General features: G+C 68.5%; 9 protein-coding genes and 1 pseudogene. 5 read left to right on the top strand and 5 right to left on the bottom strand.

Annotated elements, in window-relative coordinates:
- The first annotated feature begins 100 nt into the window (after positions 1-100).
- Positions 101-1,801 carry a DNA repair protein RecN gene (gene recN / locus M2437_RS18620; RefSeq protein WP_253388327.1) on the top strand — a complete coding sequence of 567 codons (1,701 nt, stop codon included), beginning with the start codon at positions 101-103 and terminating at the stop codon, positions 1,799-1,801.
- Positions 1,802-1,856: 55 nt separating this feature from the next.
- Here recN and M2437_RS18615 read toward each other — a convergent pair whose 3' ends face one another.
- The 5 genes and pseudogenes from M2437_RS18615 to M2437_RS18595 form a co-directional block, all read right to left on the bottom strand.
- On the bottom strand, positions 1,857-2,150 hold the full coding sequence (locus tag M2437_RS18615) for an RNA polymerase sigma factor region1.1 domain-containing protein (protein ID WP_012254285.1): 294 nt from the start codon (positions 2,148-2,150) through the stop codon (positions 1,857-1,859).
- Positions 2,151-2,233: 83 nt separating this feature from the next.
- Complete coding sequence (locus M2437_RS18610; RefSeq protein WP_004447596.1) at positions 2,234-2,506, bottom strand: YiaA/YiaB family inner membrane protein; 273 nt, start codon at positions 2,504-2,506, stop codon at positions 2,234-2,236.
- A 31-nt stretch (positions 2,507-2,537) separates the two neighbouring features.
- Positions 2,538-3,230, bottom strand: coding sequence for a PspA/IM30 family protein (locus M2437_RS18605; protein WP_253388326.1), 693 nt, complete (start codon positions 3,228-3,230; stop codon positions 2,538-2,540).
- A gap of 141 nt (positions 3,231-3,371) precedes the next feature.
- A pseudogene (locus M2437_RS18600) lies at positions 3,372-5,691 on the bottom strand (FdhF/YdeP family oxidoreductase).
- A gap of 102 nt (positions 5,692-5,793) precedes the next feature.
- The gene (locus M2437_RS18595) at positions 5,794-6,870 is read right to left on the bottom strand and encodes a hypothetical protein (RefSeq protein WP_253388324.1); all 1,077 of its coding nucleotides are present in this window, start codon (positions 6,868-6,870) and stop codon (positions 5,794-5,796) included.
- A gap of 345 nt (positions 6,871-7,215) precedes the next feature.
- Here M2437_RS18595 and dnaK point away from each other — a divergent pair, with 345 nt between their 5' ends.
- The 4 genes from dnaK to M2437_RS18575 all read left to right on the top strand — a co-directional run bounded on the left by dnaK (position 7,216) and on the right by M2437_RS18575 (position 11,951).
- Positions 7,216-9,135, top strand: a complete 1,920-nt coding sequence (dnaK, locus tag M2437_RS18590) for a molecular chaperone DnaK (RefSeq protein ID WP_003603957.1) — start codon at positions 7,216-7,218, stop codon at positions 9,133-9,135.
- Between the two features lie 251 nt (positions 9,136-9,386).
- Positions 9,387-10,544 (top strand): molecular chaperone DnaJ, encoded by a 1,158-nt coding sequence (dnaJ, locus tag M2437_RS18585; protein WP_003603955.1) that lies wholly within the window; start codon positions 9,387-9,389, stop codon positions 10,542-10,544.
- Between the two features lie 158 nt (positions 10,545-10,702).
- On the top strand, positions 10,703-11,359 hold the full coding sequence (locus M2437_RS18580; protein WP_003603953.1) for a class I SAM-dependent methyltransferase: 657 nt from the start codon (positions 10,703-10,705) through the stop codon (positions 11,357-11,359).
- 265 nt (positions 11,360-11,624) lie between these two features.
- On the top strand, positions 11,625-11,951 hold the full coding sequence (locus tag M2437_RS18575) for a hypothetical protein (protein ID WP_076643438.1): 327 nt from the start codon (positions 11,625-11,627) through the stop codon (positions 11,949-11,951).
- The last annotated feature ends 16 nt before the right edge of the window (positions 11,952-11,967 follow it).

The following is an 11,967-nucleotide window of genomic DNA, read 5'->3' as shown; positions in this document are numbered from 1 at the left end:
CGATCGTCGGTCGCGGGTCCCACAGCACTTTCCGGATGAAGTCCTCTCCGCTTACGGCTAAACCCGCGCACAATCCAATAAGGGGCTCTGGCGCCGCTTCATGCTCGTCCAGCTCGCGATCCGCGACATCGTTCTGATCGACAAGCTCGAATTGACCTTCTCCGGGGGGCTCACCGTTCTGACGGGCGAGACCGGTGCGGGCAAGTCGATCCTGCTTGACGCGTTCGCCCTGGCGCTCGGGGGGCGCGGCGATGGCGGTCTCGTGCGGCAGGGGGAGGCGCAGGGCGGCGTCACCGCCGTGTTCGACGTGGCCCTCGACCATCCCGCCCGCGCCGTCGCGGCGGCGGCCGAGATCGACACCGACGGCGACCTGATCCTGCGTCGCACGCAATTCGCCGACGGGCGCACCCGCGCCTTCGTCAACGACCAGCCGGTCGGCGTGCAGACCATGCGGGCGATCGGCACGGCGCTCGTCGAGATCCACGGTCAGCACGACGACCGGGCCTTGGCCGACCCTACCACCCATCGCAGCATCCTCGACGCGTTCGGCGGGCTTCAGGGTCCGCTCGCGCAGGTAGCCTCGGCCGCCAAACGCGTGCGCGCCGCCCGCTCGACGCTCGCCGAGCAGCGCGAACGCGTCGAGGCCGCGCAGAAGGAAGCCGACTTTCTCCGCCACGCGGTGGAGGAACTGGGCGTCCTCGATCCGCAGGCCGGCGAGGAGGCCAAGCTCGCCGAGCGCCGCACGTTGATGCAACAGGGCGAGAAGGTCGCCCGCGAGTTGAACGAAGCGCTCGACCTCGTCGGCGGCTCCGGCTCGCTCGTGCCGCATCTCTCCTCCGCCGTGCGCCGCCTGGAGCGGCGTAGCGCCACGGTGCCGACCCTGGTCGATCCGAGCATCGCCGCCCTCGATGCGGCCCTCGTCGCGCTGGACGAGGCACGCGCCGCCCTCGATGCCGCGGTGCTCGCCGCCGAGTTCGATCCGCGCGAGCTGGAGCGTGTCGAGGAACGGCTATTCGCCCTGCGCGCCGCCTCGCGAAAATATTCGGTCCCGGCCGACGACCTCGCCGACCTGCGCAGCCGCTACGATGCGGACGTGGCCGCCCTCGATGCCGGCGAGCAGGCGCTTGCCGGGCTCGAAGCCGAACTCACGGCGGCGGAGGCGGCCTATGCCCAGGCCGCCAAGCGGCTCGGCGATGGGCGCCGCAAGGCGGCCAAGGCGCTCGATGCCGCAGTGCAGGCCGAGTTGCCGCCGCTGAAGCTGGAGGGCGCCCGCTTCATCACGCAGATCACTGTGGACGAAGCCTCGCGCGACGCCGCCGGCACCGAGCGGGTCGAGTTCTGGGCGCAGACCAATCCCGGCACCCGTGCCGGCCCGATGATGAAGGTTGCCTCCGGCGGCGAGCTGTCCCGCTTCATGCTGGCGCTCAAGGTTGTGCTCGCCGGCAAGGGCTCGGCGCCGACGCTGATCTTCGACGAGATCGATACCGGTCTCGGCGGCGCGGTGGCCGACGCCATCGGCGCGCGGCTCGGCCGTCTCTCGGAGCAGGTTCAGGTCGTGGCCGTGACCCACGCGCCGCAGGTCGCCGCCCGCGCGGTGACGCATTTCCGCATCGCCAAGGACAGTGTGAAGGGAAAGGCGGCCAAGGGCGCGGAGAAGAGCGCCGAGCGGGTGACGACCCGCGTGGTCGGGCTCGCGGCGGAAGCGCGCCGGGAAGAGATCGCCCGGATGCTGGCCGGCGCCACCGTCACCGACGAGGCGCGCGCGGCGGCGGCACGACTGCTCCTGGGAGCCGAAGGCTGAGCCTTCGACGCATCGTCTCGTCCCAAAAGCCGGCGACCACCCTTTGGGACGGTGCCTAATCGCCCTCGTCGAGTTCGATCCCGTATTCCGCCAGCACCCAGAAGATCGCTTCCAGATCGTCGGCGGTCACGTCGCGCGGCGGCAACGCCTCTTCGAGGTCGTCGTAGGTCAGCGAGCGGCGGCGCTCAGCGTCCGCCTTGGCGAGCAGGCGATCGACCGTCATGCGGATGTCGGCCGGCAGGGCATCGTGGCTCGGCAGCACGATCCCGCCGGCCGGGCGCAGGGCGTCGCTGAGCAAGCGATCGATGATCGCCTGCCGTCGCGCGTGAGCTCCGTCCGAACTGTCCATGCCACGGAATATGGACCGTCGCGGGCGCGCGTCGAGTCTCCCGAGGCCGCCGTCTTAAATGACTCCTTGCATGGCTCCTTGCGTCACTCCTTGCCGACCGACATCAGCAGGCGCTCGGTGCGGGCATCCTCCAGGCGATTGACCATGCGGCGGCCCTCATGGACGTCGCGGAGCGTCTTGGTGGCAGTGATGCAGGACTGGACCAGCATCACCGTGCCCATGGCAAGATAGCCCTTCATCCAGAAGTCGAGGGGCATGAAAAGGATGCCGAAACCGACGAGTGCGGCGGAGGCGACGAAGGAGGCTTGGGTGAACACGACCCAGGCGCCGGTATGCTGTGCAGTCTCTTGGGACATGGCTGAATTCCTTGGAACGCGGGAGGGCGGATCAGACGGAAGCGGTGCGGGCGGCCTCGGCGCGGCTTCGCAGGCGGGCGAGCACGTCGTCGGAGGAGGGGCGCGTCCGGGGCCCGAAGCCCTCCCGTTCGAGGCGCTCGGCAAGGGTCTCCTCGGGCGTCTCGATCGCGGCCAGCGCGTCGTCGGTATCCGTTGCCTCGGCCTGGATCCGCTGAAGCCGGGCCAGCGTCGCCTCGGCCTCCCGCAACGTCGCGCGATCGCGCACGCCCTCCGTCCGGCGCAGACGCCGGACCGCTTCGGACGCCGCCGCGACCCGCCGCCCGCGCTCCAGGGCCGCCTGTCGCCGGGTCGCGTCGGCGAGCACCGCGCGCATCCGGACCACCTCGGCCGCGAAGGTCGCCCGTGCGGCGCGCAGAGCGTCCCGCTCAGCCTCAAGGCTCGTGATCGCCTCGGCCGCCTCACGGGCCAGATCCTCGCGGCCCGCCGCAAGCGCGGCCACGGCGCGGGTCTCCAAGTCGGCGGCGCGGGCCTCGACCTGCGTGAGACGCCGCGCCTCCGCGCTGTCCCCGGCCATGGCCGCGGCCAGCATGCGCCGGCCGCGCTCCAGATCGGCGGCGGTCTCGCGGATCTGCTGATCGAGCACGAGGAGGGCGTGGCGGTCGTGGACCTCCTCGCAGGCTTGGGCGGCAGCGCCGCGGGCGAGGGTTCGCAACAGCGTCAACATGGCAGCACTCCGAGGGCGTGACCGCGTCGTCACGCCCCTAGGGATGAGCCTGTTTTGCACAGCGTACAAGTGATGATTTGCACGTCGTACAATCTTGATCGCCGTCGGGCGCCGAGCCGGCGGAGCCGGACGAGCCCCTGCTCAGTCCCTCACGGCCAATGGCGCCGCCTTGGCGATCCGCACGGGAATCGCCTTGGCCGCCGGCACCTTGGCCTGGGCATCATGGTGCCAGAGCGGGATCAGCACGTTCAGCTCCGGGTAGTAGCCGGCGCAATTGCCGGCGGGGATGTCGTATTTGACGATCCTCAGGCCCTTCACCTCGCGGGCGAACTCGTCGGCAGCCTCGGTCACGACATCGACGGTCTCACCATCGGCGAGTTGCAGCCGCTCGATGTCGTTCTCGTTCATGAACAGCACTTGGCGGGTGCCTTTCACCCCGCGGAAGCGGTCGTGATAGCCGTAGATCGTGGTGTTGAACTGGTCGTTCGAGCGCAGCGTGATGAGGTCGAGCACGTCGCGCCGGTCGCTCTTCATGTCCGGGTCCATGTCGAGCCCGTCCGGTGGCACGATGAAGTTCGCCTTGCCGGTGGGCGTCTCCCATTTGCGCTCGCGCGCGGCGATCGGCTTGTGCTGCCCGCCGGGCTCGAACAGGCGCGCGTTGAAGTCCTTGAACTTCTCCGGATAGGTCGCCTCGATGGCGTCGCGCACCCGCGCGTAATCGCCGACCCAGGCGTTCCAATCGACCTTGGGGTTGGCCGGCAGCGTCGCCTTGGCCAGTTGCGCCACGATCCAGGGCTCCGAGCGCACATGGTCGCTCACCGGCCGGGCGACGCCGCGCGAGCCGTGGAAGCAGGAGGTCGAGTCCTCCATCGACACGGCCTGCGGCCCGCTCGCCTGTTCGTCCGTCCACCTCGATCCGGCCGAGGCAGGGCAGGATGTAGGCGACCTCACCATGCACGAGGTGGGAGCGGTTGAGCTTGGTCGAGACCTGGACGGTGAGGCGCAGCGAGCGCCACGCCTCCTCCATCCGCTTCGTGTCGGGCACCGCGCGGATGAAATTTCCGCCGAGCCCAACGAAGGCTTTCACCTTGCCGGAGAGAACGCCTTCGCAGGTCTCGACCGTGTTCATCCCCTTCTCGCGGGGCGGCTCGAAGTCGTACATCTCCTTGAGTTTATCGAGCGGCACCAGCGACGGCTCGTCGGCGATGCCGACGGTGCGCTGGCCCTGCACGTTCGAGTGGCCGCGCACGGGGCAGATGCCGGCGCCGGGCCGCCCGATATTGCCGCGCAGGAGCAGCAGGTTGACGAACATCTGCACCGTCTCGGTGCCGCGGCGGTGCTGGGTCAGGCCCATCCCGTAGATGCCGATCACCGCCCGCGCGCGGGCGTAGACGGCGGCGGCCGCCTCCATCCCCTCGCGCCTCAGCCCGGACTTGGTCTCCAGCGCCGGCCATTCGAGCCGGTCGCAGAACTTCTCGAACTTTTCGAAGCCGTGGGTGTGCTCGGCGATGAAATCGATATCGAAAACGCGCGGGCGCCCTTCCGCCTGCGCCTCTCGATCCATGGCGAAGAGCGCCTTGCAGATGCCGCCGAGCGCCGCGATGTCGCCGCCGGCCTTCACCTGATGGTACTGAGTCGAAATCTGCGTCGAGGAATGGGTCAGCATCTCGACGGGCGATTGCGGGTTGGTGAACCGCTCCAACCCGCGCTCCCGCAGCGGGTTGAAGGTGATGATGGGCACGCCCCGGCGGCGGGCGTCCTGCAGCGGGTGGAGCATCCGCGGCGAATTCGAACCGACATTCTGTCCGAAGAACAGGATCAGGTCGGTGGTCTCGAAATCCTCCAGCACCGTCGTGCCGACGGGGACGCCGATCGATTGCGGCAGCGCCTTCGAGGTCGATTCGTGGCACATGTTGGAGGAGTCGGGCAGGTTGTTGTTGCCGTACATGCGCGCGAACAGCGCGTACATGTAGCTCGTCTCCAGCGAAGCCCGACCCGACGAGTAGAACACGGCCGAGGTCGGGTCCGTCTCACGCAGAGCCTTCAGCTCGCGTCCGATCTCCGCGAAGGCCTCCTCCCAGGAGACGGACACGTAGCGGTCGCGCTGCGGATCGTAGCGCAGGGGGTGCGTGAGCCGACCCTTCTCCTCGAGGTCGTAGTCCGGCCACGTCAGCAAGTCGGTGACCGAGTGGCGCTCGAAGAAGTCGGGGCCGATCCGCTTGCGGGTCTGTTCCCAGGCGGTCGCCTTGGCGCCGTTCTCGCAATACTCGAACGTGGACGGCTTGGCCGGCTTCGACCATGCACAGGACACGCACATGAAGCCGCCCGGCTTGTTCTGCTTCATCAGCATCGCCGCGCCGGAAGCCGGGATCTCCTCGCGGGTCAGGATGTCGATGAGCGAGCGGGCCGACCCCCATCCGCCGGCCGGGTCGGTATAGGCTTCGATCTTCTCGTCGGGCATGGCCAGGCTCGCTTCGCGTGAACCTCCGGCCAACATCCGCGCCAAACGCAGAGTTCCGCCCGTGCGACGATGCCTACGGCCCTGTGAGAAGCGCCACGCGGCCTATTGGTCGGCGAACGGTTCCGCCCCCTGGGCGTCGGGGTTCATCCCCTCCACCGGCGCACGGCTGCGGCGGGGTCGTGCCGGAGCGTTCGCCGCCGTCGGCGTCGTGGTGTTGGCGCCGAGCCGGGTTGCGAGCGCGATCGCCCGCGCCTCGGTGAAGCGCAGGTGACAATAGCCGTGCGCGCCCTCGCGGGCATAGGTCCGGCAGGCCTGCTCGCGGTCGGAGGAGAACGCCGCCTGCTCCTGCACGATCGGGCGGACGTCGCCGCCCCGGGCCCGCTGCGTCATGATCTTGTAATTGTCCCGCACCGCCTTGTCGGCGACGCCGCGGGCGGTGTCGAACTCGCCCGCCTGCGAGAGCAGCGCGGCGGCGTTCGGTCCCCACAGGCCTGACGGCGTCGTCTCGCAATCCGCCGCCGTGAAGGTGCAGGCCGACCCCGAGCCGAGCGGCGTGGCGAGCACGCTGCCATCGAGAATCTCGAAGCGCAGCGGGCATTCGGCGCTTGCCGTCGAGAAGCGGGAGACGCCCTGCGCGCGGCCCTCGGCGCTCAGCGGCATCGGCCTGCCGCCGTCGAGCTTGACCGTGCAGTTCTCGGTCGGCTGCGAGATCTTGGTACCCGGCAGCGTCATCTGGGCGGTAAAGGCCGAGCCGCTCCGCTCGATCTTCAGTGATCCGTTCAGCCCGTTCAGCAGCAGGTCCTGACCCGCGACGTTGTCCTCGGCCGGCACCCGCAGCACCACGGGCTGGCGGGGCTGGGCCGGCGCGCTCGGCCGCGTCTCGGCGCCTTCGCCCGGTACCGGAGCGCCCGGCTCCATAGGCTGCGGCGGCGGCTGGACGGGCACGTTGCGCGGCGGCTGCGGGGGACGGGCCGCCCGCCCGATGCCGAACAGCTCCTCGAAGAAGTTCTGCGCCCGCGCCGGGGTGGCCGGGACCACGGCCAGGCCGGCGAGCACGAGCAACGCCCCCGTCGCGACGCGCCACGGGCGAGGCTTCTTCGCGAAAACCCTTTCGGACACGGGCAGGAACATCAGGCGGTCGGCCTCCCGGTTTGCCGCCACTTCACGGGCGGTATGCATGAGCCATATGCCGGTGTCCTAGCACGTCACCCGTGGCGCGGACGTGGCAGCCTGGCAACAAACAAGCCTTCCTCTCGGTGTCGCGCCTCGAAAAGCGGCCCCGGCGCGGCGAAGGATGACGTCCGCCCCTCAACCGTTGGGCGCCGTTCTTGCGGCCGTTCTTGCGGCGGCGTAGCCGTCTTCTTATATGCGGCGGGACACGGGACGAGGCCTGGGAAGCACAGCCCGCCAGGGCGATGCGCTTCGGACCATCCCGTTCTCAAACCAGACGTTTTCAACCGCCATGGGTCGAGCTGCTTCGGGGCTCGGCGGTCTGCTTGAAAAATCCAACAGAGGGATCCCACCATGGGTAAAGTGATCGGTATCGACCTCGGCACCACCAATTCCTGCGTGGCCGTCATGGAAGGCACGCAGCCGCGGGTCATCGAGAATGCGGAAGGCGCCCGCACCACCCCGTCCATCGTCGCCTTCACGGACGACGGGGAGCGCCTCGTCGGCCAGCCCGCCAAGCGGCAGGCCGTGACCAATCCTGAGCGCACCTTCTTTGCGATCAAGCGTCTGATCGGCCGGACCTACGACGATCCGCTGACGCAGAAGGACAAGGGCCTCGTGCCCTACAAGATCGCCCGCGGCGACAACGGCGACGCCTGGGTCGAGGCCGACGGCAAGAAGTATTCGCCCTCGCAGATTTCCGCCTTCACCCTTCAGAAGATGAAGGAGACGGCCGAGTCGCATCTCGGCCAGCCGGTGACCCAGGCCGTCATCACGGTGCCCGCCTACTTCAACGACGCCCAGCGTCAGGCCACCAAGGATGCCGGCAAGATCGCCGGCCTCGAAGTGCTGCGCATCATCAACGAGCCGACGGCGGCGGCGCTCGCCTACGGCCTCGACAAGAAGAAGGCCGGTACCATCGCGGTCTACGACCTCGGCGGCGGCACCTTCGACGTGTCGATCCTTGAGATCGGCGACGGCGTGTTCGAGGTGAAGTCAACGAACGGCGACACCTTCCTCGGCGGCGAGGACTTCGACAACCGCGTGGTCGAGTATCTGACCGCCGAGTTCAAGAAGGAGCAGGGCATCGACCTGACCAAGGACAAGCTCGCCCTCCAGCGCCTCAAGGAGGCCGCCGAGAAGGCCAAGATCGAGCTGTCCTCGGCGACCCAGACCGAGATCAATCTGCCCTACATCACCGCCGACGCCTCCGGGCCGAAGCACCTCGCGCTCAAGCTCAGCCGCGCGAAGTTCGAGTCGCTGGTCGATGACCTCGTCCAGCGCACGATCGAGCCGTGCCGCAAGGCGCTCAAGGATGCCGGCGTCTCGGCCTCCGAGATCGACGAGGTCGTGCTCGTCGGCGGCCAGACCCGCATGCCCAAGGTGCAGGAGGTCGTGAAAGCGTTCTTCGGCAAGGAGCCCCACAAGGGCGTCAACCCGGACGAGGTCGTCGCCATCGGCGCCGCGGTCCAGGCCGGCGTGCTCCAGGGCGACGTGAAGGACGTGCTGCTGCTCGACGTGACCCCGCTCTCGCTCGGCATCGAGACGCTGGGCGGCGTGTTCACGCGGCTCATCGACCGCAACACCACGATCCCGACCAAGAAGTCCCAGGTCTTCTCCACGGCCGAGGACAACCAGAACGCGGTCACCATCCGGGTCTTCCAGGGTGAGCGCGAGATGGCGGCGGACAACAAGCTGCTCGGCCAGTTCGATCTCGTCGGCATCCCGCCGGCGCCCCGCGGCATGCCGCAGATCGAGGTGACCTTCGACATCGACGCCAACGGCATCGTCAACGTGACGGCCAAGGACAAAGCGACGAACAAGGAGCACCAGATCCGCATCCAGGCCTCGGGTGGCCTGTCGGACGCCGACATCGAGAAGATGGTCAAGGACGCCGAGGCCAATGCCGAGGCGGACAAGAAGCGGCGCGAGCTGGTCGAGGTGAAGAACCAGGGCGAGAGCCTGATCCACGCCACCGAGAAGTCGGTGTCGGAATACGGCGACAAGGTCTCGGCCGCCGACAAGGGTGCAATCGAGTCCGCCATCACCGCTCTGCGCTCCGCGCTCGAGGGTGAGGACGCCGAGGGCATCAAGGCCAAGACCAACGACCTGATGCAGGCCTCGATGAAGCTCGGCGAGGCGATGTACGCCGCCTCCCAGACCGAGGGTGCACCCGGCGCCGACGGTGCCGCGTCCACGGACGAGAAGAAGGACGACGTCATCGACGCCGACTTCCAGGAAGTGGACGAGAACGAGCGCAAGAAGCGCGCGTAAGTCCGCAAGGACGGTTCGGGAGCGGTGCGCCAGCGCCGCTCCCGATATTATTTTCATCGTCATCGGCGCGGACGGCTTGATCCTCGGGCAAGGCTCGGGGATCAACCATGCCGGGCATCCGATAGAAGCGAAGGTCGATCCGGCCTGTCCCGTTCGAGTCGGGAGGCGGATCGCGGCGCGGCCACAATCCGGCAGGAATGCCGGTCAGCGAGCCGGCAGCCGACGCGAACGAGAGGCTCCAGGGGCCGGGAATGTCGAAGCGGGACTATTACGAGGTCTTGGGCGTCGCGAAGACGGCCTCGGAGAGCGAGCTGAAGGTCGCCTTCCGCAAGCTGGCCATGGTGCATCACCCAGACCGCAATCCCGGCGACAAGGAAGCCGAGATCAAGTTCAAGGAAGTCAACGAGGCCTATCAGTGCCTCTCCGACGGCCAGAAGCGCGCCGCCTATGACCGGTTCGGTCACGCCGCCTTCAGCCAGGGCGGTGCGGGCGGCCCCGGATTCGGCAACGAGTTCGGCGACTTCATGTCGGACATCTTCGAGAATTTCTTCGGGGACGGGCGCGCGGCACCTGGCGGCGGGGCGGGGCGCGGGCGCGGCGGCGCACCGGGCCGTGAGCGTGGCTCGGACCTGCGCTACAACCTCGAAATCAGCCTCGAAGAGGCCTTCGCGGGCAAGACCGAAACCATCCGCATCCCGACCTCAATCGCCTGCGAGACCTGCTCGGGGACGGGGGCCAAGGCGGGCTCGAAGCCGCGCACCTGCTCGACCTGCGGCGGCTACGGCCGGGTGCGGGCGGCGCAGGGCTTCTTCGCCATCGAGCGGACCTGCCCGAACTGCCACGGCCGCGGCGAGGTGGTGGACGATCCCTGTACGGCCTGCTCCGGCGCGGGTCGGGTCAACCGCGAGCGCACGCTGTCGATCAACGTGCCGGCGGGCGTCGATGACGGGCTGCGCATCCGTCTCGCGGGCGAGGGCGAGAGCGGCATGCGCGGCGGGCCGGCGGGCGACCTCTACGTCTTCCTCTCGATCAAGCCGCACCCGTTCTTCCAGCGCGACGGAGCCGACCTGTTTTGCCGTGTGCCGATCTCGATGGTGACGGCCGCTCTGTCGGGCGAAATCACCGTGCCGGTGATCGACGGCTCGCAGACGCAAGTGCGCATCCCGGCCGGCACGCAGACGGGCAAGCAGTTCCGCATCAAGAGCAAGGGCATGCCGGTGCTGCGCTCGCGGGAGGTCGGCGACCTCTACATCCAGGTCTCGGTGGAGACGCCGCAGAACCTCACCAAGCGCCAGCGCGAACTGTTGCAGGAGTTCGACCAGAGCGCCTCGGACGAGAACCACCCGGAGAGTGCCGGGTTTTTCTCGAAAGTGCGTGACTTCTTCGTGAGCGGCGCGACGCGGGCGTGATCGCTCACGGCGGATGGGATCAAACCCCGCCTTCCACCGGTTATGACCGCGGCCCGCCGCCTCGGTCCCACGCCCAGCCCATTACGGCGAAGCTTGACTGCTTACGGGTTTTCGTCGTCTAGCCTGTTCGATCCATGATGAGCCGAGGACCTTCGGACGTGCCGCCGCTTCGCCGTTCCAGTGCCCGCGCCGTCTCCGCCGCACGCACTGTCCGTGAGCGCAAAGATCCCTTGGAGGACGAGGCGCGCTTTCTGCGCTCCTGGTTCGAGCGTCCGCTCGTCACGGGCGCGGTGACACCCTCGGGACGGATGCTCGCGCGCACCATGGCCGCCTATGCCGACCCGAATGTCAGCGGCCCCGTGATCGAGCTTGGACCGGGCACCGGCCCCGTGACCGAGGCCCTGATCCGCCGCGGCTTTGATCAGGACCGGCTCGTCCTCGTCGAGTTCAATCCTGATTTCTGCACGCTGCTGCGCCGCCGCTTCCCCGGCGTGACCGTGATCTGCGGCGATGCCTACCGGATCCGCGAGACTTTGCGCGACCGGCTCGGCAGCCTCTGCGCCGCCACGATCTCCAGCCTGCCCCTGTTCACCAAGCCGCTGGAGCAGCGGTTCGAATTGCTGCAAGGCGCCCACGACCTGATGCATCCCGGTGCGCCCTTCGTGCAGTTCACCTACGCCGTCGTGCCGCCGATCCCGGCGAAGTGCGAGGCGGGCAGCTACACGGCGAGCCGCTCCAACCGCGTCTGGCTCAACCTGCCCCCGGCCCGCGTCTGGGTTTATCGGCGTCCGGAGCCGAAGGCCGGCACGGTCTGATTCTGGTCACTTCGCGAGGCCGAGCCGGGAAGAGCCGGCTTCACCGCACCAGAACATCTTTGAAAAGCCGCTGACCTTATCCGGATGTTCTCGGGCGCATGTCCGGTGCAATCCGGACGATTCGGCCTAGCTTTCCAAGTGTGTCCGCTGGGCTCGAACGGACTTGTTTCCGATTGTTCGGATCGTGCTCAGTGCGCGTTCATCCGCTGGCTCCTAGCTTCGTCATCAAGGCTGTTGGGACAGCCCGATGAACGGAGGTCACACGATGTCGGACACATCCTTGGGGCGTCGAACCCGCTTCGCCTTCGCTGCACTGGCCCTGATGGCCGGTGGCCTGTTCGGCGCGAGCGCCGCCAACGCTGCTCCGCTCGCGCCGGCTCCGGAAGCGGCTCTCGCCTCGGAGGCGACGGTCGAGACGGTGCAATGGCAGCACCACCATTTCGGCCACCGTCACCATCCCCGCCACTGGGGTCACCGCCACCACCATCACGGCCATTGGGGGCATCACCGCCGTCACTGGGGCCACCGCCATCACCATCACGGCCACTGGGGCCACCACCGACGGCACTGGGGCCACCGCCATCACTGGTAGGGCGTGAAGCGGGTGA

This window comes from Methylorubrum pseudosasae (assembly GCF_029504475.1).
In the GTDB taxonomy this organism is placed as follows: domain Bacteria; phylum Pseudomonadota; class Alphaproteobacteria; order Rhizobiales; family Beijerinckiaceae; genus Methylobacterium; species Methylobacterium extorquens.
This window is presented reverse-complemented; position numbering and strand designations above follow the sequence as displayed.

What these genes read in the sequence shown, in the direction of transcription:
- M2437_RS18615 (WP_012254285.1), bottom strand. Translation starts at nt 2,150, where the DNA reads ATGGACAGTTCGGACGGAGCTCACGCGCGACGGCAGGCGATCATCGAT.
- dnaK (WP_003603957.1), top strand. Translation starts at nt 7,216, where the DNA reads ATGGGTAAAGTGATCGGTATCGACCTCGGCACCACCAATTCCTGCGTG.
- M2437_RS18575 (WP_076643438.1), top strand. Translation starts at nt 11,625, where the DNA reads ATGTCGGACACATCCTTGGGGCGTCGAACCCGCTTCGCCTTCGCTGCA.
- recN (WP_253388327.1), top strand. Translation starts at nt 101, where the DNA reads ATGCTCGTCCAGCTCGCGATCCGCGACATCGTTCTGATCGACAAGCTC.
- M2437_RS18595 (WP_253388324.1), bottom strand. Translation starts at nt 6,870, where the DNA reads ATGCATACCGCCCGTGAAGTGGCGGCAAACCGGGAGGCCGACCGCCTG.
- dnaJ (WP_003603955.1), top strand. Translation starts at nt 9,387, where the DNA reads ATGTCGAAGCGGGACTATTACGAGGTCTTGGGCGTCGCGAAGACGGCC.
- M2437_RS18605 (WP_253388326.1), bottom strand. Translation starts at nt 3,230, where the DNA reads ATGTTGACGCTGTTGCGAACCCTCGCCCGCGGCGCTGCCGCCCAAGCC.
- M2437_RS18610 (WP_004447596.1), bottom strand. Translation starts at nt 2,506, where the DNA reads ATGTCCCAAGAGACTGCACAGCATACCGGCGCCTGGGTCGTGTTCACC.